17 protein-coding genes and 1 tRNA gene are annotated in these 23,519 nt (G+C 47.5%); 12 read left to right on the top strand and 6 right to left on the bottom strand.

What is annotated here, in order from left to right:
- Positions 1-366 precede the first annotated feature (366 nt).
- Positions 367-1,446, bottom strand: coding sequence for a 3-dehydroquinate synthase (aroB, locus tag BLQ79_RS06590; protein WP_091365083.1), 1,080 nt, complete (start codon positions 1,444-1,446; stop codon positions 367-369).
- A gap of 1,109 nt (positions 1,447-2,555) precedes the next feature.
- On the opposite strand from aroB, the gene BLQ79_RS06585 reads away from it, so the two are divergent.
- The 12 genes from BLQ79_RS06585 (at position 2,556) to BLQ79_RS06525 (ending at position 19,671) form a co-directional block, all read left to right on the top strand.
- Positions 2,556-3,224 (top strand): phosphatase PAP2 family protein, encoded by a 669-nt coding sequence (locus BLQ79_RS06585; protein WP_091365081.1) that lies wholly within the window; start codon positions 2,556-2,558, stop codon positions 3,222-3,224.
- On the top strand, positions 3,217-3,579 hold the full coding sequence (locus BLQ79_RS06580) for a diacylglycerol kinase family protein (RefSeq protein ID WP_091365079.1): 363 nt from the start codon (positions 3,217-3,219) through the stop codon (positions 3,577-3,579). Before BLQ79_RS06585 ends, BLQ79_RS06580 begins: the two co-directional genes overlap by 8 nt.
- Before the next feature lie 99 nt (positions 3,580-3,678).
- Positions 3,679-5,649, top strand: a complete 1,971-nt coding sequence (locus BLQ79_RS06575) for an EAL domain-containing protein (RefSeq protein WP_091365076.1) — start codon at positions 3,679-3,681, stop codon at positions 5,647-5,649.
- Positions 5,650-5,728: 79 nt separating this feature from the next.
- A tRNA-Arg gene (locus tag BLQ79_RS06570) sits at positions 5,729-5,805 on the top strand.
- A 105-nt stretch (positions 5,806-5,910) separates the two neighbouring features.
- The gene (locus tag BLQ79_RS06565) at positions 5,911-6,825 is read left to right on the top strand and encodes a M48 family metalloprotease (protein ID WP_091365074.1); all 915 of its coding nucleotides are present in this window, start codon (positions 5,911-5,913) and stop codon (positions 6,823-6,825) included.
- Between the two features lie 1,247 nt (positions 6,826-8,072).
- On the top strand, positions 8,073-9,509 hold the full coding sequence (locus tag BLQ79_RS06560; protein ID WP_091365071.1) for a class I adenylate-forming enzyme family protein: 1,437 nt from the start codon (positions 8,073-8,075) through the stop codon (positions 9,507-9,509).
- Positions 9,510-9,794: 285 nt separating this feature from the next.
- On the top strand, positions 9,795-10,496 hold the full coding sequence (locus BLQ79_RS06555) for a glutamine amidotransferase-related protein (protein ID WP_091365069.1): 702 nt from the start codon (positions 9,795-9,797) through the stop codon (positions 10,494-10,496).
- A gap of 1,428 nt (positions 10,497-11,924) precedes the next feature.
- Entirely contained in the window at positions 11,925-13,253 is a 1,329-nt protein-coding gene (locus BLQ79_RS06550) for an MATE family efflux transporter (protein ID WP_091365067.1), read from the top strand.
- A gap of 84 nt (positions 13,254-13,337) precedes the next feature.
- Positions 13,338-14,657, top strand: a complete 1,320-nt coding sequence (locus BLQ79_RS06545; RefSeq protein ID WP_091365065.1) for a replication-associated recombination protein A — start codon at positions 13,338-13,340, stop codon at positions 14,655-14,657.
- 844 nt (positions 14,658-15,501) lie between these two features.
- Complete coding sequence (locus BLQ79_RS06540) at positions 15,502-16,128, top strand: hypothetical protein (protein WP_091365063.1); 627 nt, start codon at positions 15,502-15,504, stop codon at positions 16,126-16,128.
- A 183-nt stretch (positions 16,129-16,311) separates the two neighbouring features.
- On the top strand, positions 16,312-17,583 hold the full coding sequence (uraA, locus tag BLQ79_RS06535; RefSeq protein WP_091365061.1) for a uracil permease: 1,272 nt from the start codon (positions 16,312-16,314) through the stop codon (positions 17,581-17,583).
- Between the two features lie 564 nt (positions 17,584-18,147).
- Complete coding sequence (locus tag BLQ79_RS06525) at positions 18,148-19,671, top strand: hypothetical protein (RefSeq protein ID WP_091365057.1); 1,524 nt, start codon at positions 18,148-18,150, stop codon at positions 19,669-19,671.
- An 816-nt stretch (positions 19,672-20,487) separates the two neighbouring features.
- On the opposite strand, the gene queF is transcribed toward BLQ79_RS06525, so the two are convergent.
- Genes queF through queC form a run of 5 tightly spaced genes read right to left on the bottom strand, consistent with a single transcriptional unit; the run spans position 20,488 to position 23,269 of the window.
- Positions 20,488-20,979 (bottom strand): preQ(1) synthase, encoded by a 492-nt coding sequence (gene queF, locus BLQ79_RS06520; RefSeq protein ID WP_091365055.1) that lies wholly within the window; start codon positions 20,977-20,979, stop codon positions 20,488-20,490.
- Positions 20,980-20,991: 12 nt separating this feature from the next.
- A complete protein-coding gene (folE, locus tag BLQ79_RS06515) occupies positions 20,992-21,552 on the bottom strand; it encodes a GTP cyclohydrolase I (RefSeq protein WP_091365053.1) in 561 nt (186 codons plus the stop codon).
- Positions 21,552-22,208, bottom strand: coding sequence for a putative 7-carboxy-7-deazaguanine synthase QueE (gene queE, locus BLQ79_RS06510; protein ID WP_200779848.1), 657 nt, complete (start codon positions 22,206-22,208; stop codon positions 21,552-21,554). The genes folE and queE overlap by 1 nt, the downstream gene beginning before the upstream one ends.
- Complete coding sequence (queD, locus tag BLQ79_RS06505) at positions 22,198-22,527, bottom strand: 6-carboxytetrahydropterin synthase QueD (protein WP_091365048.1); 330 nt, start codon at positions 22,525-22,527, stop codon at positions 22,198-22,200. The genes queE and queD overlap by 11 nt, the downstream gene beginning before the upstream one ends.
- Before the next feature lie 13 nt (positions 22,528-22,540).
- Complete coding sequence (queC, locus tag BLQ79_RS06500; RefSeq protein ID WP_268761829.1) at positions 22,541-23,269, bottom strand: 7-cyano-7-deazaguanine synthase QueC; 729 nt, start codon at positions 23,267-23,269, stop codon at positions 22,541-22,543.
- Positions 23,270-23,519: the final 250 nt, after the last annotated feature.

The following is a 23,519-nucleotide window of genomic DNA, read 5'->3' as shown; positions in this document are numbered from 1 at the left end:
CTTTCCTCAAATTTACCATTTACAGATTTTTCAGAGTATAGAAATACGTGAGGTATTCATTATTGGGTCTTGACGTAGTAGATGCGTTAAGATTGCCCTTATTTTGTAATTACGCATAAGATTGATTCCTATGCAAGGAAAAGCCCCATCTCGGACATCGAACTGTATATAGAAATACGTGAGGGTTCTGCTATTGGACTTTGACGCAGCAGAGGGGAAAATTTTTCTTTACTATTCATTAAATACGCACAAGCTTGATGCAGATACAAGGAAAGACCCAATAATGGACGCCGAACTGTATATAGAAATACGTGAGGTGTTCATTATTGGGTCTTGACGTAGTAGATGCGTTAAGATTGTGCGTATTTAATCGTTTTCAGTCACAATATACTTATGCAAATTCTTCAAATGTGCTGTGTACAAATAGGCCTGACCGATGGTCTTTAAGAGAACCAGGCGGATGGAATCACCCCAGATTTTCTTATCATTGGTCATGTAGAGAAGTACATCCTCGGAAGATACGTCGGTGTGAATCGGGAGGTGCAGGAATTCCAGTACGTATTTGAGCCGGTCGGCGGTGCCTTTGGTGGTGAGGCCGATCTTTTCTGCCTGACGGGTGATGAGGTACATGCCGATGGAAAGGGCTTCGCCGTGGCTGACGGTGCCATCATAGCGGTTGTAGCCTTCCAGGGCATGGCCAATGGTGTTGCCAAAATCGAGGAGCATACGCTGGCCTTCTGCGAACTCATCCTTTTCAGAGAGGCGAGCCTTAATGCGGCAGCAGCGTTCGATAATTTCCGGAAGTCTCTTCTTCAGGTCCACGTCGTTCTTTGCCTTTTCGAAGATGGTGAACAGGTCTTTGTCTTCAATGCAGGCAATCTTTACCGCTTCGGCCAGACCGGTGTGGAATTCTTCCGTTGGAAGGGTGTCCAGCAGGTTTGGATCGATGAAGATACCTCTTGGCTGAGCAATGCTGCTGATAAGGTTCTTGCTGTTCGGGGTATCAATACCTACGTTGCCGCCGATAGCGGTACCAAGCTGTGCAGTAAGGGAAGTGGGTACGTGAATGTACTGAATGCCGCCCAGATAGGTGGCTGCGGCAAAGCCGGCCATATCGCCTACCGCACCGCCACCAAATCCGATAATGGCATCGCCGCGGTCAAGGCCAAAGGTGGCAACCGCATCATATACTGCACTGAGTACACGAAGGGTCTTGCAGGCTTCGCCTTCCGGCACTGTGATGAAACGGACAGCCAGATTCTTAGCTGCATGCAGTGTCTTATTGAGTTTGGCAGCATACTGTTTGCCTACAGAATCTTCCGTAATGACTACCACACGGTCTGCATCAGTCAGTTCCTTAATCATAGGGCCTACTTTATCAATCAGCCCGCGTTCAATCAGAATATCGTAAGAGTCGTCACCAAGATTTACATGAATTTTTGCCATACTTATCATCCTTTCATTACATCAGAGTCATAATCATACCGTGATCCGTCCGGCCCGTCAGGGCAATCCACTCAGACACGGTTTCACAGCCTGCGAATAATGCATGGAATGCGAAGGAGGTCGCTTAAACCGGCGGCTCCAAAGAGAAATCCACATGGCCGTTTTCACTGCGGTTGTCTGTTGTTTTCTGCCGCGTATCATGCAAATCCCTCCGTTTCCTCCGAAATAATAAAATAATGACTACGTTAAGGCAGTCCTGTTACTATTATATATCTTTATTTAATTTTATTAAAATGTTTTTTCTTTTTTTCGGCTGATCGGGGTTCATATCTTGTTTTGTGGCAAAAAATTCATTCCTCACGTATGTCTATATACAGTTCGAAACAGAATTTTTCACCACAAAACAACCTCTGATTCCCCGCTTAGCTCGAAAAAAGAGATTGGCCGGTCTGGGCACATATCTCGTTTTGTGGCGGAAAATCCATTCCTCACATATGTCCATATACACTTCAAAACAGAATTTCACCACAAAACAACCTCTGATTTCCCGCTTAGCTCAAAAAAAGAGATTGGCCGGTCTGAACTCATATCTCGTTTTTGAATGTACAATCCTTTCTGAACATATGTCTGTATACAGTCCAGTCAGTGACTGAACATCCAAAAACGACCTCTGTATCCCAGCCTGACTCGAAAAAAATACAGGGGCTGATCGGGGTTCATATCCTGTTTGTGGTAAAACCCATTCCTCACGTATGTCTATATACACTTCAAAACAGAATTTTTCACCACAAAACAACCTCTGATTCCCCGCTGAGCTCAAAAAATGAAGGGGCTGACCCGGGGACATATCCTGTTTGTGGTAAAACCCATTCCTCACATATGTCCATATGCACTTCAAAACAGGATGTCCATCAGAATGGTATCCCTGTCTGATCTCTCTCGGGCGGTAGTTGCGCATCTTTCCCTTCAGGCCTCATACCGCTCCCCTGGTTTTACTTTCCGGGCAGGATTTTCTTATCCAGTGGTTTTTATGCTTTTCAGAAACCGGTTATTCCTGTATCCTATACATGGATTTGTACATGTACAGATGAATACAGGGGGTTGGGAGTATGACTGTAAAATATATGAGAAATACGTTCCGCTGGCTTCTGGAGAATACGCTCTGGCTGGCGGCATTAGCGGCGCTGGCCGGATTTTTGGTGCTGGCCCGGCATATCAGCGGGGCAGTTGCACTGCATGGAGACAGGCTGATTCATGACTGGGTAACTTCCTTTTCTTCGATTCCTGGTATGACAGTTCTGGCCCGTGTGGTTACTCACTTTGGCGATCCGCTGGCCTATGTGGTGTTTTCCGTGCTTGTGCTGGCTGTTTTCCGGAATCGGCATATTACCGGGGCCATTGTGGTAAATATCGTCAATGTCGGGGTGCTCAATCTGATATTGAAACATGTTGTGCAGCGCCCAAGGCCAGATGGCCTGCATCTTACGGAGGCTACAGGATACAGTTTTCCTTCCGGGCATGCCATGGCCAGTCTGGCATTTTATGGATTTCTCATTTATCTCATGGATATATATGTGGAAAATAAAATATTGAAATATACCGGCATGTTTTTGCTGGGCTGCCTGACAGGGGGTATCGGGCTGAGCCGTATTTATCTTGGCGTTCATTATCCCAGTGATATTTTAGGCGGCTATCTGATTTCCTTTGTATATCTGGTAGTCTATATCCGATTCACCCGTTCCTATTACAGAAAGGAGAGGAAAAGCATTCATGGTTGATGTATTTGAACATGCCATAGAGGGCATTATTACCGCATTTCGGGAAGAAAGAAATATGAAATGCCATACCGTGGCAACTGTGGGCATGAGCTTTCTCGGCTGGTTTACCGGAATTTCTGCCGTGGAATGGGCGCTTCTGGTACTCTGTTTTGGCCTGGTCATAGGAGCAGAGATGGTGAATACGGCTATTGAGCGCACGGTGGATCTGGCTATGCCGGATCGGCATCCGCTGGCAAAGGCGGCCAAAGATGTGGCTGCCGGAGCGGTACTGATAGCCGCTATGACCAGTGTGGTTGTGGGAGGCATCATTTTCCTGCCCCGCCTGGCCATAATCTGCCACAGCGTCTTGTTTTAACTATTCGCTTTTATACCATAAAACGCCTATACTGGAACCGAATAAGTAATCATTTTTCGACCGATAGTATAACGGTAAATATATAAGGGGGGGTTATTTATGCAAGAGCTGGCAAGCTTCCTCCCTGCCTATATGTCCAGAGATTATTGCATCGTCATCCAGGGCATTCTGTTTGCTCTGGCCAATGATGCGTTCTTCTTTCGCAGATTGCCCGGCAGAAACCGGATGCTCAGAGGAATTCTGAGTTTCCTTGTGTCTTTCAGTACAGTTAATTTTCTGGCGGCCTTTTCGTATACCCACATTGCACCGCAGTTTACTACGCCTATGGGGGATTTTGTTGTTGCTGTCATGGCTACGTTTATACCTATGATTCCCTGTATTTACCTGTACCGCAAACTGATTGACCATACATATTCTACGGCATTGCTGGGGTACATGCTGTTTCCTCTGGCATCCTGCCTGGCCATGATGTTTGCGTTCAGTCATATGCAGCGGGCCATATACACCGTAGCTATTTCCATACTGTTCATATTCCTTTTCCGCCAGGAGATGGAATATCTGGCCAAAACGCGCAACCGTCTTCATGCCGGAACATATTTCAATGTGGGTATCTGTGCATTCATGCTTCTCATCCTGGCCGAGACGGAATCGCCACGCATCCTGCTCAAAGGATATGGGGGCATTACCCCGGATTATGAAAACACGCTGGCGCTTATTGGCTTATTGCTTACTCTGGCCGCTGTGGCCTTTATCAAATTTGATATCCGGTCCATCATGCGTTATGAGGATTATCTGCATATGTATGAAGATGATCCGCTTACCGGGCTGAAGAAAATTTCCTTTATGGCAGATAATGGGCCGTCCCTCATCCGGTCATGGAATACCAAAGGATGGAAACCGGCCATGTTTTTTATCAATTTGAAACAGTTTTCCATGTATAACCGTATGTATGGCAGTATAAAAGGCGACGAAGTACTGAAGCGGCTGTCAGGTAAACTGCAGACTCTGTTTCCGGGCAGTATACTCTGTCATATGAATGAGGACTATTTCTTTGGCATCATTCCGGAGCATATGGCTGAGAAAGGGATGGAGGATATGAGGCAATACCTCCTGTCCTGCCGCGGTGAAACGCAGACTGAGCTCAAGGCAGGAATCTATACTCTTTCCGAAAACATCACTAAAGTCAATTTCCAGGCGCATTACATGGAGTATCTCGAACGTGCCCGTATGGCCATGGAATGGGTCTATGACCGGAATGACGAGTTCTTCACTCATTATAGTAAGGAAATATCCGACCATTTTAAACGACATATGTATGTAACCCGGTATATCAACCGGGCCGTGGAAAAACGGTGGCTTAAAGTGTATTATCAGCCGGTTATTGATGTGAAAACAGAAAAACTGCTGGAGTACGAAGCGCTGGCCCGGTGGGATGATCCCTCATATGGACTGCTTACGCCCTGGCAGTTCATTGAGCCTCTGGAAAAGGCAAATCTGGTGTACAAGGTGGATACCTTCATCCTGGCACAGTATGGGCGGGAGCGGCAGGAATGCATAAAACGGAATGAACATCTGGCGCCTATCAGTTTCAATCTGTCCCGTACTGACTTTTATTCCTGTGATATTTACGGCATAGTGAAGAGCACCATGGAACAGTATCAGATTCCACCGGATTGCCTCCATGTGGAAATTACCGAATCGGCGGTAATTCAGAATCTGGATCAGCTGAAGGATGCTATATGTAAGTTTCATGCCCTGGGACTGGAAGTATGGATGGATGATTTTGGCAGCGGCTATTCCAATCTGAACATACTGAAAGAACTGGATTTTGATGTGATCAAACTGGACATGGCCTTTCTCAAAAACTTTGATCAGTATGCCGCCATTATCATAAAAAATGTTATCTGTATGGCCAAAGAGCTCCATATGAAGACGCTGGCCGAAGGAGTAGAGACCCGGGAACAGTTTGACTTTTTGAAAAAAGCTGGATGCGACATGGCCCAGGGTTATTATTTCAGCCGGCCCATACCGCTGAAAGAAATCAGGGAAAAACATTTCCTGCTTCCCTGACCCTGTTAGAAAAAGCAGAGACTTCGCAATCTCTGCTTTTTTGTTTGTCTTATTTATGCTAAAATAATAGTGTTCTTATGCGTCTATAGCTCAGATGGATAGAGCAGCGGTTTCCTAAACCGTGTGTCGGGAGTTCGAATCCCCCTAGGCGCACCAGGGAAAAGAAGGAGCAGTGGAAATTCCACTGCTCCTTTTGCATTCTGTTATAATAAGAACCAATCATAATAGGAACCAATCATAAGGTGATAAAGGGGTGGGGCTATGTTTGGGTTTATTCTGGATTATCTGGTGAATGTCATCGTGTTGTGCGTAGTCATTCCGGTGACGGAGAAGATTTTTGACTGCCGGATTCGTGGGTTTGATTCCCTGCTTTCGTATCTGCATCTTCCCATCTCGCCGGGAATGGAGCTCATGATGACGGCGGCAGTGATCGTGGCGGCAGCTGTGCTGGTTATGTTTCTCTGTCTGTACTTTGTCCCGGGATTTGACAGGTCTCTCTGTTATTCTTATGGCGGGCGCAGACCCAATAGTATGGAGTCGGCCTATATCGAGGACATCCTGCGGGATATTGAGGCGGCAGCCAGGAATTTTCCGGAGCTGGAAGTTCCTGCCCTTCATGTGTATATTTCCGGCCAGATGCAGCTCAATGCGTTTTCTATCGGCCGAAGAAGTATCGTAATCATGCGACCGCTGCTGCAGGTGCTGGACCGGGATGAGGTGCGTGGTGTGCTGGCTCATGAAATCGGCCATCTGGTGCACCGGGATACCATCTGGGGACTCCTGCGCTTTGCTGCGGCCAGCGTAGGGCAGACCGCCATTCAGTTTCTGTCTTTTCTGGCTTCGGCCTTTGCCTTCCTTTCTCTGATACCTCTGTTCGGATTTCTCTTCCTCTGGATGTCTTTTCTTATCAATGGAATCCTTGCAGCGCTCCAGTTCATTCTTCGTATCCCTGCCAGTCTGCTTGCGCTCTGCGGCAGCCGGCAAAGTGAATATGAAGCCGATGCGTTTGCGGTGAAACTGGGATTCGGCCCCGGGCTCTATCGTGCTCTTCTGGTATTGAGCCAGGGAGGTGCAGACCATATGACACTGGCTCAGCGTCTGCAGAGTACGCATCCGGTGACCCAAGACCGACTGAAGAGAATTGTGGAGATTATGAACGGAGAACAGGACAGGTAAGAATGCAAAACAAAGCTCCTTTCTGTAAGTCTGTCACAAAAATTATATGCGATATCCGGTTTCCAGCTGTAGAGCCAACCCGTCGGCCATATAAGACGGTAAGGACTTGCCGGCATTCAAGACAAGACCTTGCCTTAAATCCAACGAACATCGGTGGAAAGTAGAATGCTGCACAAAGGAACGCATGCAGCACATTTTCCCTCTCTTGGATTATTGTAACCAGGCAATCTGCATTCTTACCCTTATCAAGCTTTAATACGGATCTGGATACTAAATGTCCTCTTCTTGCAAAGGGTAAAAATGCAAAAGCTGATTAACGGAAGCATACAGCACGTTTCCCGTTCTGGAATACGATGGCCAATCATGGTGCACAATATCCAATCTCAAGCTTTAAAGCAGACCCCCCTGCCATATATTAAGATATTAAGGATTTGCAGGCATTCGAGACAATCCGTTGTCTCGAATCCATTCGCTTTAGCGAATGGTGGAAAGTAGAATCCTCTATGTTGGGATAAGGGAAAGCTTGAAAATGTTCTGAGTTCTTTCAGTCTGATAAGAAGCCCATAGGTTTCCGGTCTGATCGTCTGAATCATCTGATTGTCTGCAGACGGCTACAGTAGTTTGTCTGGTGGAAAGTTAATTCTTGTATGTTGGCGCAAAGGAAAGCATGCAAAACGTTTCCCGTTCTGGAGAGAAAGGGCGGACCGCCAGCCTTTGGCGGGTGGGGGAAAGTAGATTCCTCTATGTTGGGATAAGGGAAAGCATGAAAATGTTCTGAGTTCTTTTAGTCTGATAGGAAGCCCCATAGGCTTCCAGTCTGACCGTCTGCAGACGGCTATAGTAGTTTGTCTGGTGGAAAGTAGAATGCTGTATGTGAATCCATGGGATATGTTGCTCTTCACTTTTTTATAAAAGAGGCTATTCGCAGAATCCACCCCCTGTGCCTCTGCAGGAGGCACACCGACCTGCCATATTGAAGTTAAGGCACCGACCTACATCCGTTCAGGATGTACCGACCTGCGAGCCTCTAGCTCGCACCGACCATGAGCCGAAGGCTCATCTCTACAATTTTCAAACGGATTTTTCCGTATTGTTCATTTTTTTCATTCATGGTACAATAAACTTGCATTGGAATTATCACCAAATGCTAACACCTATTAACAAAGACAGGAATCTATGCATGCGCATGGGTTCCTGCCATTATTCTTTGCAATTGAATTTTACGTATTATAAATGTGAGGTATGCCATGTTTGTACATGAATTATGGAAAAATGCAGACCCGTCCCGTCTGGCACTGGATGGTAATCGTGCACTGACTTATGCCCAGCTTTCCGACCAGGTACGTATGGTCCGTAATGTACTTTACAAAAAAGGAATCCGCCGTAAGGACAGAGTGGCTCTGTATTCTGCGAACAGCGTGGAATTTGTAGTGGTATATATGGCGGTAGTCAGCCTTGGCGCCATCATTATTCCGGTCAACAGTTCTCTGGTAGACCGGGAAGTGGATTTCATCCTCCGGGATTCAGAAACTAAGCTTCTGGTTACGGATACGCCTCTTCAGGTAGAGGCGCCTCAGATTTCTGTGGATGCCTTGATGGCGGAAGCGGATCAGGATGCGGCGGACGAAGCACCGGCATTTCCTTCTGATATTACCGAAGATGATGTATGTACTTTTGTATATACATCCGGAACTACCGGCAGCCCGAAGGGCGCTATGCTGACCCATAAGAATCTGGTGCGCAATGCAGAGCAGACCAATGAGGTGATTACCCACACACCGGAAGACAAGGCGCTGTGTGTATTGCCTATGTTCCACTGCTATGGCTGGACAGTATCCGTACTGGTTCCTCTGCTGGCTGGATGCACCATTGTGGTGATGAAGTCCAAGATTCCAACCGAAATCATTCACACCATTACCAGAAAACAGGTCACCGTAGCCGCTATGGTTCCGCCAATGTACCATCTGCTGGCCCGTCTGGGACGGCCGGAAGCCATGAAGACCGTCCGCATTTTCGTTTCCGGGGGCGCCTCTCTTCCGCAGCCGGTAGCCGAAGCTTTTGCGGAACGATATGGCCATAACGTAATCATCGGATACGGCCTCACGGAAGCATCTCCGGTAGTCACCATGTTGCCGCCAGATCAGCCAAAGAGCCTCTCCGCAGGCCCTGCAATTCCAGGGGTGGAAATCAAGGTAGTAAACGATGACGGTAAAGAATGCAAAACCGGCGAAGTCGGGGAACTCCTCGTTCGCGGTGACAACGTTATGAAGGGGTACTGGCATAAGGATGAAGAAACAAAGAAAGTCCTTATTGCCGATGGCTGGCTCCGTACAGGAGACCTGGCTTACCTGGACAAGGATGCTTTTGTATACATTGTAGACCGCATTAAGGACCTCATCATTGTAAATGGGGAAAATATCTATCCAGGCGAAGTGGAAGACTGCATTTACGAATACGAAGGCGTATCCGAATGTGCTGTAGTAGGCCACTCCGACTCCCTCCGCGGTCAGGCCGTATGGGCATACATTGTCATGAAGGAAGGCTATACACTGGACGAAAATGAAATTCGGAAATTCATGAAGGGCAGAATCGCAGCATACAAGATTCCGAGACACTTCATTGAAATTGACGAAATGCCAAAGAATTCTACAGGCAAAATCCTGAAGAGAGCCCTGAGAAAGTAAGTTAATAGGTGCTCTGGCGCTTTATTAACAGACGGTCAGACGGTCAGGTTCGCTTTGATTATCTGCATGTGGATTCTGCGAATGGCTTCCATATAACATAAACGAATAAACGAGATTTCCCGTTCTATGGGAAATCTCGTTTTCTTATGTCTGTTTTTTCTATGTTTGCCATTTCTCTATAATCTCTCATCTCGAAACTCAAATCTCTTTTTTCTTCAATTGAATCTTATAGATAAGCTGATTACAATGATAAGTAAAATACATTTCTCAAAGGAGATTTTTAATATGCATATCCATATTATTCAGCATGAATCGTTTGAGGCACCTGGTGCTTATTATGTGTGGGCTATCAGCCGGGGGCATGAGGTGTCATTTACCCGGTGCTGGAAAGGGGACGTGCTGCCGGAAAGTATGGAAGGTATTGACTGGCTGCTCATCATGGGCGGCCCGCAGAGTCCGGATACCACGGAGGCGGAATGCCCGTATTTTCATTCACAGAAAGAACAGCAGCTCATACGGGATGCCATGAGCCATGGAAAAATCGTATTGGGCGTGTGCCTGGGGGCGCAGCTTATGGGGGCAGCCCTGGGAGCCGGAGTAGAGAGAAGCCCGGAAAAGGAAGTGGGACTGGTGAAACTTCACCTTACCGCGGAAGGAAAGCAAGACCCCATAACCCGCGTACTTCCACCGGAATTTGTTTCCGGAGCCTGGCATGGGGATATGCCGGGGTTGACAAAGGATAGCGTAATTCTGGCATCTGGTGGCGGCTGCCCCAGGCAGATTGTCCGCTATGGACGAAAGGCTTATGGATTCCAGTGCCATCTGGAATTTACAAGAAAAACCGTAGATGGGCTCATTGCCCATGCACCGCAGGATCTGGAAAATCCAAAACATTCTCCGTATATTATGACGGCAGAACAGATTCGGGAATATGATTACACCACCATGAACGATCAGCTCTTCTTCCTCCTCGACCAGCTGGGGTAAAGAGAAAGATTTGAGAATTGAGTGTGCGAGTGACGAGGGGAAAAGACATATCATATACCCGTCATTCCTTCCGATTCACATAGAGGAATCAACTATCCCCCATCCGCCGAGGCGAATGGGCCCCCTTTCTTTCAAGAAAGGAGCAGTTTTATAGGCTTGCCTGTACTTGTACATAAGCTTGCTGTCGAACTGAAAGGTAAATTACAAGACAGTGTTCCCGTTTTCGTACTATACATTAAGAATGCAAAAGCTTTGCAAACGGAAAGGATGCGAAACGTTTCCCGTTCTGGAGAGAGAGGGGGAATGACGACAATAGCTTGTCGTCATTGGCTGTAAGTCCATAGAATTATGAAATCTTTGATTTCAATAATATTGACAGCCCGGTCTTTGCTGGCAGATGGTGGAAAGTAGAATCCTCTTTGTGAGTCTGTAGGAAAATGCCTCGTTGTTGTGCTTTTCAACTGTCTTGAAGCTTTTTCAACCTATTCTTTACTACAGATATACTTTGACAAATAATTTCCCCTTTTCCCCATATGTCCCCCTCTATACATAAGCGAATTATAACTCAAAGCTTCAGCAATATTCCCCTTTGTTCTAACATACAGAAATCTACTTTCCCCCACCAGCCAAAGGCTGGCGGTCCGCCCTTTCTCTCCAGAACGGGAAACCTTCGAGCCCCTGCCCTTATCAATTCAAATTCATTCTGTGAGATTGCGTTGTTTATTTTCTCCTCGATACTTATATCTTCGTCAAAAGTGGAAAGTAGAACCCTCTATGTTGGGATAAGGGAAAGCAAAAGGATGTTACATATGGCCCTTTTATAAAAACGTTTCTTATCCGCCCTCTCACCGCATACCTATAATCTGTCTATGTAGCAAAGGAGAGCATACAGCACGTTTTCCTCTCTGGAGAGAGAGGGGGAATGACGACAATAGCTTGTCGTCATTGGCTGTAAGTCCATAACCTTATGAAATCTTTGATTTCCATACTATTGACAGCCCGGTCTTTGCTGGCGGATGGTGGAAAGTAGAATCCACTATGTTGGAATAAGGGAAAGCAAAAGGATGTTACATATGGCCTTTTTTATAAAAGAGGCTATTCGCAGAATCCACCCCCTGTGCCTCTGCAGGAGGCACACCGACCTGCCATGTTGAAGTTAAGGCACCGACCTACATCCGTTCAGGATGTACCGACCTGTGAGCCTCTAGCTCGCACCGACCATGAGCCGAAGGCTCATCTTTGTATGTTTGAATGTAGGAAAGTATGCTGTTGTTCTGAATTCTTTTAATCTGAAAGGAAGCCCCACAGACTTCCGGTCTGACGTCTGATTGTCTGATATCTGTTTTTCTCTATGTTTACAGATTTTCTTCCAATCTCGCTGTTCAATTCTCTTCATTCCTGTTTTTTACTCACAAGGAGGCTCTGCGCATGCAGATTGATTTTACAACTGGATCCATAGGTAAAAAGATTTTCCTTTTTACTCTTCCCCTTATGGCCGGAGATGTGTTCCAGCAGCTGTACAATGTGGTGGATACACTCATTGTGGGCCGGTATGCCGGGGTAGCGGTTCTGGCAGCGGTAGGGTCTTCGTATACCCTTATGACGTTTCTTTCTTCCGTCCTTATCGGACTCTGCATGGGCAGCAGTGCCTGGCTTTCCATACAGGTGGGACGGGGCGGACAGGAGGGACGCATGCGCACCGGACTTTTCCTGTCCTTTTTGCTCATAGGGATTCTTATGGCCATTCTCACCGGAGCTTCGTACCTGTTTCTGCCGCAGATTATCCATATCCTGCAGATACCGCCAGATGTGGTGACTCCGATGAAAGAGTATCTGACTATTATTCTCATGGGTATGGGCGCGGTATTCCTTCTGAATTATCTGGCTGCCTTTCTCCGGGCTATAGGAAACTCTGTGGCACCGCTCTATTTTCTGGCAGGAGCAATGGTTATCAACATTGTTCTTGACCTGTATTTTATTGTGAGCCTCCACATGGGGGCATCTGGTGCAGCCTGGGCTACGGTGATTTCCCAGTATGCGGCCGCTGTGGGGCTTGCCCTGTACTGCGCAGGAAAGATGGCTCCTTTCTGGCCGAAGGCAGCGGATCGTCACTGGGACCGTTCCATTTTTAAGGAAATGTGCAATCTTTCGCTTATGACCTCTGTGCAGCAGTCCATCATGAATCTGGGGATTCTGGCCATTCAAGGGTTGGTGAACAGCTTTGGTACTGTGATTATGGCGGCCTTTTCCATTGCCGTGAAAATTGATACGCTGGCCTATACGCCGGTACAGGATTATGGCAATGCCTTTTCCACTTTTGTGGCGCAGAACTACGGTGCCGGGCGGTGGGACCGCATCCGTAAAGGGGTGCACCTGTCCTTGTGGATACTGCTTTTCTTCTGCGGAATTATCAGTGCCATCGTCTGGTTTGCTGCAGCACCCCTCATGGGTATCTTTGTGGATGCCTCGGAAACCGCTGTCATTGCCGAAGGCGTGCGCTATCTCCGCATAGAAGGAAGCCTTTACATCGGTATCGGTATCCTGTTCCTCCTCTATGGGTATTATCGGGCCATCAACAGCCCGTTCATGAGCATCGTACTTACGGTGATTTCTCTGGGCACCCGGGTCGCCCTTGCCTTTTTACTGGCTCCGCTTCCGCAGTTCGGTGTGTCCGCCATCTGGGCAGCTATCCCCATCGGATGGTTCCTTGCCGACATGGTCGGGCTTCTCTGGATGAGGCGGATGCGTACAGCGTAGAAAATATTGGCAGCAGAGCCCGGGTTTATTATAATGAGGGAAAGACATCGAACATTTGTTGTATAGTAACAGGAGACATGCACCATGTCAGAACCTTCTCTTTTCAGCAACACTATTCCCCAGCCACTGGCAGCACGACTCCGTCCGGAAACGCTGGATGAATATGTGGGACAGACACACCTTGTGGGGAAAAACGGTATTCTCCGCCGGCTTATAGAAAATGATAGTATTTCCTCCATGATTTTCTGGGGACCTCCCGGCGTGGGCAAGACCACACTGGCGCAGATTATCGCTCATACTACCCGGTCCCGGTTTATTGAATTTTCTGCCGTTACCAGCGGTATTAAGGAAATTCGGGAAGTGATGAAGCAGGCCGATACCAGCTCACAGTACGGGCAGCGAACCATTGTATTTGTAGACGAAATCCACCGTTTTAACAAGGCGCAGCAGGATGCGTTTCTGCCTTTTGTGGAAAAAGGCAGCATTATCCTCATCGGAGCCACTACGGAAAACCCGTCGTTTGAAATCAACAGCGCGCTTCTTTCCCGGTGCAAAGTCTTTGTTCTTAAAGCGCTGACAGCGGAAGATATTCAGTCCCTGCTCAAACGGGCCCTCACCAGTCCAAAGGGATTTGGAGGACAGCGTATTGTCATTGCTGATGACCTGCTGGCAGCCATTGCGGAATTTGCCAATGGCGACGCCCGCACAGCTCTCTCTACCTTGGAAATGGCAGTACTCAACGGCGAGGAAGTCAATGGCACCACCACGGTGACAAAGGAAATTGTGGAACAGTGTACCTCCCGGAAATCCCTTCTTTATGACAAACACGGGGAAGAACATTACAATCTCATTTCCGCACTGCACAAATCCATGCGCAACTCCGATCCCGATGCGGCCGTATACTGGCTGGCCCGCATGCTGGAATCCGGCGAAGATCCCATCTATATCGCCCGGCGGGTTACCCGATTTGCCGCCGAAGACGTAGGCCTGGCTGATCCCCGGGCCCTGGAAATCGCCGTAGCAGCCTTCACGGCCTGCCGCCTCATCGGCGTGCCGGAATGCAACGTCCATCTCACCGAAGCGGTAATTTATATGGCCCTGGCGCCTAAATCCAACGCTATGGAAACCGCCTACCTCACTGCCAGAAAAGATGCACTGGAACACCTGGCCGAACCCGTGCCGCTTGTCATCCGCAATGCCCCCACATCGCTCATGAAAGATATCGGCTACGGCAAAGGTTATAAGTACGCCCACGACTATAAAGACAAACTCACCACCATGCAGTGCCTCCCCGACTCCCTGAAAGACAAAACCTACTACCATCCCACCGAACAGGGCGTAGAAGGCCGGTTCAAACAGCGGTTGGAGTATATAAAGGAGTGGAAGCGAAAGCATCAGAAGTAAGGAATATGAGCCGGTGGCTCACTTCCAAAGAGCTTTCGCTTCCAGGGCGGTGTGAAACCCAGAGGTTTCACAGGGCTGTATGAGCCAAGGCTCATAAGGCTGTGTCTTAACATCAAAAAACAAGGCTGTGCAGAAGCTAACACATTAGCTTCTACAAGGGGCGGATACTGCGTATGGCATTTTCTTGTAAAAGAAAATGCAGACCGGGAATTTGATGGAGTCCCTCTCAGACTTAAGACATCAGACCAGAAACTTTTCAGGTTTCTTTTCAGACAAAACCATAAAGCGGTTGAGCTGCGCTCGTTATATAAGAAGTCTTCGACTTCTGGACATAAAAAGCCAGAAAGAATCTCAAATGAATTGGATTCTTTCTGGTCTTTGTTTTTTATAAAGAGGCCATTCGTAGAATCTTTTTGCAGATGAGCAAAGCCAATCTGCAGGCGGATTCTGGGAATAGCATTTTTGTAAAAAGATAATAATGTGAAAGCTAGTAAAAGGAAAGCATGCAAAACGTTTCCCGTTCTGGAGAGAAAGGGGGAATGACGACAAGGGCTTGTCGTCATTGGCTGTAAGTCCATAGAATTATGAAATCTTTGATTTCCATACTATTGACAGCCCGGTCTTTGCTGGCGGCTGGTGGATAGTTGATTGCTATATGTTAGAGCAAAGGAAAGAACAAAAATGTTCGATATAACCATTTTATAAAAATTCTCCGCTTCCTGACTCAAATCTCAATTCTCGTGTCTCGCACCTGTCTTTTTAGTCTGAACCATCTGATAGTCTGAAAAGGGGATGGCCGCAAGTCATCCTCTTTTCTGTTATAATGAAATTCTCAGGAGGATGTATGGACGGGAAATTGAAACGAGAACAGAAAGAGCAGAAGGTGGAAGACAGCGGATATGTCCGTGTCAATGCCAGAGAATATGCGGAATTTCTGAAATATAAGACAGCTAAACGGGGAGAGGAGCTGCGGAGTGAGGATCAGATCAATATGTATTTTGAAATCCTTCGCAGTTACTTTGAAGATACCTTTATAACCGATCATCTGCCGGGAATGGACCGGTATTTTTCCATCCAGTCTTTTTCCAATGTAGCAGCCATGGGCATTAATCTGCTGGGAATCCCCATGGAAGATATGCTGGCGCTCATTCATGGCTGGATTGGGGAAATGAAGTCTGTCAATCCGGAGTTGCTCTGGGAACTGCCTCAGGTGATGGACCCGGAGGAAATTGACGGAGAGGAAGAGGCAGTGCCGGTGGTCACCAATCTGATGGATATTCGCACATCCCTGTTTCTGGAGATGGAGCAGTTCCTGGAAAAGGAGCTGCTCAATGAAGAACGGGATGGAAAGGACTATATGGTGAAACGGGATACTCTCATTGAGACGGTTCGCCTTATCTGGATGCTTACATTTCATGAAATTCATAAGGTACCTTCCGGCGGAAATGCCGGGGCGGCACAGATTCACTGAGGGCAAAGGAAAAGAAACTATAAATTTTTTCTTCTGCCCCTTGTTTTTTTGCTGCATTGCGAGCATAATAGCAAAGAGCCAAATGGTGATGGCTGTACAATTTATTCAATTCCGACGAAAAATCATGACCCATGATTTTTTTTTTGGAAATTTTCAGAAATTATGTAATGTCGGGGAGGAATTATGTCAAGAACCAGAAACATCATTGATGTAGAAGCAAGACCGCCGTTTATGCAGACGGTTCCGCTCAGTCTTCAGCATTTGTTCGCTATGTTTGGATCTACGGTACTGGTACCGTTCCTGTTGCATGTAGACCCGGCCACCTGCCTGTTTATGAATGGCATTGGCACGCTGCTGTATCTTACCATCTGTAAGTGGAAACTTCCGGCATACCTGGGGTCCAGCTTTGCTTTCATTTCCCCGGTGCTGGCGGTTACTTCCACCGCAGGCATGTCCTATGCTGATGCACAGGGCGGGTTTATTGCCTTCGGTATCTGTTTTATGATTCTGGCGTTCCTGGTTAAGGAAGTGGGAACGAAATGGGTAGATGTCCTTTTCCCGCCGGCAGCCATGGGTTCCATCGTAGCCATCATCGGTCTGGAACTGGCACCGCTGGCTATGAACATGTCCGGCTTCCTGGATCCGGTGCAGGGCATGAGCAATACCACAGCCATTATCATTTCTATGTTTACCCTGATTGTGACCATTCTGGCCACTATTCTTGGCCGTGGATTTATCGGCATTATTCCGATTCTTATCGGTGTAATTTCCGGATACATCCTGTCCTTCTTCATGGGCGTTGTAGATCTCTCCGCAGTAGAAGCTGCCGCATGGTTTGCACCTCCGACTTTCTATAAGCCGGCATTCAATGTCAGTGCTATTCTCATGATTCTCCCGGCAGTATTCGTAGTATTTGCCGAACATCTGGGGCACCTCTTCGTAACCAGTGATATCATCGGCCGCGACCTTATCAAGGATCCGGGCCTGCATCGTTCCCTGTTTGCTGACGGTCTGTCCAACGTCATCTCCGGCCTCGTAGGTTCCACACCGAACACTACCTATGGCGAAAACATGGGCGTTATGGCCATCACCGGTGTATACAGTACCTACGTAATCGGCGGCGCAGCACTCTTCGCTATTCTCTTCTCCTTCATCGGAAAAGTAGCCGCTGTCATCCACGCCATCCCGACCCCGGTTATGGGCGGCGTATGCATACTCCTCTTCGGCTTCATCGCCGCATCTGGTATCCGTATGCTGATTGAAAAGAAAGTGGACTACACCAAGTCCAAGAACCTCATCCTCTCCGCTGTAACCCTCATCTCCGGTCTCTCCGGCGCCACCATCGTCGTAGGCCCGGTACAGCTCAAGGGCATGGGACTGGCCACCGTAGTCGCTATGATTACCTCCCTCTGCTTCCTCTTCTTTGAAAAGACACATATGGAGAATGACCAGTAAAAAAAGGCAGCCGCAAGGCTGTTTTTTTTATTGGTTATGGGTTGTGAGGAAAACATCGAATTGAGATTTGAGTCGGGAGATGGATACTTCGTATGGCTAAAAATACAGGTAAGAGGTTAGAGGGGGATGCGGAAAATTTTTATAAAATGGTTATATCGAACATTTTTGTTCTTTCCTTTGCTCTAACATATAGCAATCAACTATCCACCAGCCGCAGGCTGGTCCCCCTTTCTCTCCAGAACGGGAAACGTGTTGCATGCTTTGCATCTGTGAAGCTTTAGCTTTCTTTCGTTTGTATCTCAGCTCAGTTATCTTTTTCTCCATCATTTCTCAATAAGCCATCCCATGATTTCGTGCTAAGCTGGGATGAGCAGGTTATACCAGGCAAAAAAATTATCCCCTGGACTGTACAAAGTAGTACGCCCAGGGATGTTTTGTTTGGGAGAGCCAGTTGCCCGGAATGTGTAAAATTTCTCCCATGCCATATCGTATACTTATATATAGAAATAGAACCATAGAAATAGAACTAACATAAAAATATCACGCATGAGAGGGGGAATCTTTATGACACAGAACGAAAAAATACTGAACTTTGCAATGAAATATTATTATCTGTATCTGAATCCGCAGACGACGGAAGCGGAGGTAACGGATGGATTTGCCGAAGCCTGCCGGGAGCTGGGATTTTCTCCGGAGGGAGATCCGTATGCACTTCTTCCGGACATAAGGAGAACGGGATATATTTTCCTGTCAGAGGAAGACACGGAACATATCCTGGAAAATCTGGTGGATTCCTGCACCCTGGGTTCCCGTATATTTTCCAGGTGGCAGACCACTGTGCAGAGAAAGAAAGACGGCTGGAATGTGCGCCTCACAAGCCATAAAAGCAGAAAATGGTTTACCACTGCCTTTTTCTGGCTGGCCATGATGGTATCCGGTAAGGGGAGAAATCCCTTTATTTTCCGTGGGCAGCTTCGCTCGTTCCGCCTCCGTTCCTGTCTCAAACGGGAAGGCCGGTCTTTCTGTGCCACCGACGATCTGGAGCAGGTTTTGTCAGTAAATCCGGATGGAACCATCTGGGTGGAACGCTATCACATGGGAGACTGGGGCCTGGAACTGACAGAGAAGCAGAAAATTCCGGCTGACGCTGAAACGGTAAGGGAACTTCTGAGCAGGATATCTGATTTCTTTTCAGGATATGCATTTAAATTCACGAAGAACGCAGATATGTGGGACCTGACCCTTCAGAACCAGGAAGGGCAGGAAGTGCATGGCTATGGGTTGCTGCGCCCGGATGCTCTGTTTTTCAGTGACCTGTCTTCCTTCATCCGTAAGACACTGGGGAGAAAAGATTTGTGGCTGTTTGACGGCAATCCGGATTATATCGAACGGATGGAAATCCTATACCACCGCCATGAGATTTGTGAAGATCCTATCGAGGAAGAAGATTACACCTGCGATTATCATGAACAGCTCATTATCGACCGGGAGTCGGCAACTGTAGAGCGGTTCCGCCAGATGAATGACAGCTGTGATTTACGCAATATCTGGCACATGAAATACCGCGTACCCAAATTTCTGGATAGCCTGAAGCTGAATATTTTTTCCCAGGTAAAAGGAAATCCGGAGGACGTACTGCCAGATCCTGACCGGACTGATACCTATACCATCCGCATCACCACCTGCCATAAGGGAATGCGGGAAATCCGGGGAACATTTGACAAAAAAGGACTTCCCATTGACTGGCCGCAATTTGCAGAAAAGCTGAAATCATTCCTTGCCCAGTTTGAATCTGGCGATGATGACATGCTCGACAAAGACAACTACAGCCGCACCCTCCGGTCAAAGGATGATCTGATTTTCTGCTACGTAGTATTTAACCGCGGAGGAAAATCCTATTGCTATCTGGCGGATGAAGAATACAAGCCAGGAGAAAAAGTAAAAGTTCCGGCAGGTGAGGATGATGAATATTATATTGTCACCGTAAAACGAATAGTCTACCGCCCGGCAGAAGAATCCCCCTATCCATTGGACAGGATAAAGAGGGTGATTGGACGAATACCTGAAGAAGAGGAAAGGCAGCTATGAGTCTGCGGATGAAGGACAGTGCAGAAAGGACAGTTTAGAGAATTGAGTGTGAGTGATGAGGAGGATCCTCATATATCTGTCATTCTGTTAGATTCACATAGAGGAATCTACTTTCCACCATTCGCTAAAGCGAATGGTCCCCCCCTCTCTCCAGAGAGGGAAACGTTTTACATGCTTCTCTTCGTACAGCTTTTGCATTCTTGCCCTTTGCAAGAAGAGAACATTCCGCTTCACTCCTGCAATCTGCAAGGATTGCACGGACCCGGGCCGGAGGCTTACTGCCTGGATTATTAAAATCACTGTGAAATTTCGTGACAGGCCGGGATAAATAGGTCCTTCCGAATGGAAAAAATGCCCTCTGGACTGTACATAGCAGTACGTTCAGAGGACATTTTTAGGTTTGGGATAAGCTAATCGCCCAGAGCAACTATAATTTCGTGGCAGGCCGGGATGCAGAGGTTGTTCCGGGGTAGAAAATATCTTTCTGGACTGTACGCAGACGGTACGTTCAGGGAGGTTTTTGTCCCGGAACAAGATATGCGCCGTATCATTTATTCCCTCATAAAATTTCGCGGCAGGCCGGGATGGATGGGTTATCCCGAGTGGAAAAATGCCCTCTGGACTGTACATAGCAGTACGTCCAGAGGGCATTTTTTTGCTCGGGATAGGCCAGTCTCCCGAACCGATCCTAATTTCGCGGCAAGTTTTCGTTCTGGCAAGGAACCGATATAATTCAGGTTCTTCGCTGTACTTTGTACGCGGAGGTTCTAAAATTATATCGAGTGACGCTGTCCAGAACGGAAAATCGCCCGAAATTTACCGGTTGTGGATAGTCTCGGGATAAATATCATGCTCCCTCAACCTATATGCAGCAAATTCTTCCCACTTAGTGCCTTTCATACCGTGATTGCAGTAGGGGTCGATGGAGAGGCCGCCGCGGGGGAGGAATTTGCCCCAGACTTCGATGTACCGGGGTTGGAGGAGGTTAATCAGGTCGTCCATGATGATATTTACGCAGTCTTCATGGAAGTCGCCGTGATTGCGGAAGCTGAAGAGGTAGAGTTTCAGGGATTTGCTTTCTACCATGAAATCTCCGGGAATGTAGGAGATGTAGATGGTGGCAAAATCGGGCTGTCCGGTTTTTGGACACAGGCTGGTGAATTCAGGACAGTTGAATTTGATAAAATAGTCGCGGTCTTTGTGTTTATTGGGAATTCGTTCCAGATAGTCGGGGTTATAGTCGTATTCGTAGCGGGTGTGCTGATTGCCCAGGAGGGTCAGCTCATCCAGTCCTTCTCTTTTTTCCATGTTCTTTCTCCTTTACAGCATCTCTTTGAACAACTGGCGGTATTCCGGGGTATTGAATTTTCCGGAAGATGAAATGGTGGTGGTCACAGCCCCCGGCTTTTTAATGCCCCGGGCAGTCATACAGGAATGTTCGCCGTCGATACGGACGATTACATCCTGGGAACCGGTTACTTTTTCTATAATGGTTCGGATATCGGCTCCGATGCGTTCCTGAATCTGAAGCCGGCGGGATACGGCATCGGCAATGCGTGCCACTTTAGAAAGGCCGATGACCCGGCCGCTGGGGATATAGCCTACGGAGACATGCATATGGTACATGAGCGCCAGATGATGTTCGCAGTGGGAAAAAATAAAAATATCTTTGACTACTACCGGTCCTTCTTCGGAAGAGGAAAAGGTCTTTCCAAATTCCCTGGCGATTTCTTCATTGGAAACGGTGGTATAGGCCATCTGTTCTTCCATCATTTCTGCAAACCGGCGAGGCGTTTCCAGAAGTCCTTCCCGATTCGGGTCCTCACCGATGGCTTCCAGTATCAGGCGGGCTGCCTGTTCGAGTTTATTCTTGTCTGCCATTACACACCACGCCTTTCTGCTCCCCATATAATCTTGTGCAGCTGTACCTGTACACATACGGAAGAGAGCTCATATTTCCGTACATATTCCACCAGCTCAGCTGGCGTAATTTTTCCCCAAACGGGACTTACATAGAAATCAGGGGCTATGCCTTTCCATCCAGTGACGATGCGGCGCATATCGTTTAAATCCTGCTCCGACGATACGACAAATTTCAGCACATCCCGTTCGTCAAGCTGCGAAAAATTGGAGAGGAGCATATGGTCCTTCATGCCGCTGTCTGTGCATTTATAGTCCATGGTATAGAAAACATGCTCCGGACGATGGGCAAACAGAGGCACAGCCCCATTGGTCTCTATGTTGATATCGTATCCTTCATCGGACAGAGTCTGGCAGAGGGGGAGAAGGTTCTGCAGCATAGGTTCTCCTCCGGTAAAGGTAATCCGCTTCCATGGATAGTTGTGAATCCGTTTCAGCAGTTCTTCTTCCGTAAGAACTTCCAGCGCATCACTCCTCTTGAGTGCATATGCGGTATCGCAATAGGTGCACCGGAGATTGCATCCGGCAAAGCGGACGAATATGGCCATCCGGCCGGTGCGTTTTCCTTCGCCATCAATGCTGTCAAACAATTCCACTACAGGAAATTCATTTTTCATATATGGCCACATTTCCTTCCGTTTCTTCTACCGACACCTTTACGCAGTACGGAATGCGGTCGCAAATCCATTTCGCCATATTTTCAGCGGTAGGGTTGAGATTTCCTATCACATCATTGATGAGTACATGGTCCAGCTGGTTCACTGTTTCCTTGATTTTGGTGAAATCTACTACCATGCCATTGGAATCCAGCGTCTCCCGCTGGCAGGTCACGGTAATAATCCAGTTGTGTCCATGGAGGTGGCTGCACTTGCTTTCATAATCCAAATGCAGGAAATGAGCCCCGCTCACTTCCATTCGTTTAGTAATCGTATACATAGTTTCTATCCTTTCAGTCCAGAGCCGGATCCTTCACACCATTGGCCTCAAAAGCCGCTGCCCGGTCACGACAGGTACCACAGGTACCACATGGCTTTTCGCCGCCTTCATAACAACTCCAGGTGAGCTCATAGGGCGTACCAAGAGCCAGGCCGGTCTTCACTACGCCGGCTTTGTTTTTGTCCGCAAAGGGGAATACCAGATGTACCTTGCCATAGGTACCAATGGAAATCGCATCTTCCATGGCCTTGAGGAAAGGCTCCGAGCAGTCAGCATACGCATTTCCTGCCGCATCATCAGCATGGGCGCCGATGTAAATATCTACCTCTTCATCCTCGTACAGACTGGCCGCCAGGCTGGCTGCCACAGAAAGCATGAGGCCGTTTCGGAAAGGAACATACGTGGACACCCGTCCTGTTTCTGATTCCTTTACCTGGTCTTCATAACTTTCATGCTTGATTTCCTCACTGGAGCCAGCCAGGAGGGCACAATTCGAATACTGCAGGATGGAGGATAAGTCAAATTCATAATGTTTCACGTGAAACCATTCAGCCACTTTTCTGGCCGCTTCCAGTTCCTTTACGTGTTTCTGCCCATAAAAAATAGAAGCAGTACATACATTGTCTGCTCCCAGTTCTTTGACAGCTACGGAAATACATGTGGTAGAATCCACTCCGCCGCTGGATAACACTATTGCTTTTTTCATTTTTCTTACCTCCTGTTTTTTATAGTTGGTTAGCAGAATAAGACAACTGGAAAAGATTATAACACATCTGGTTTGTCTTTGCAGAAAAAGGACAGGTACGAGGTAAGAGAGAGAAGGCAGGCCGTTGGAGAAATGTCAGGAAAGTGGTTATACAAGGGGGGTATATAAGGGCTATGGATAACATCCTCTGGCTTTTGCATTCTTATCTTTATAGAAGAGAATATTCCGCTTACCCCTTGTAAAACGCAGACATAAAGGCCTCCTTTCGGGGAAAACCTGGATAAGA

Origin of the sequence: Dialister histaminiformans, from assembly GCF_900103425.1 — a bacterium.
In the GTDB taxonomy this organism is placed as follows: Bacteria; Bacillota; Negativicutes; order Veillonellales; family Dialisteraceae; genus Allisonella; species Allisonella histaminiformans.
Note: the sequence above shows the minus strand (reverse complement) of the source record. Positions and strands in the feature narration are given on the sequence as shown.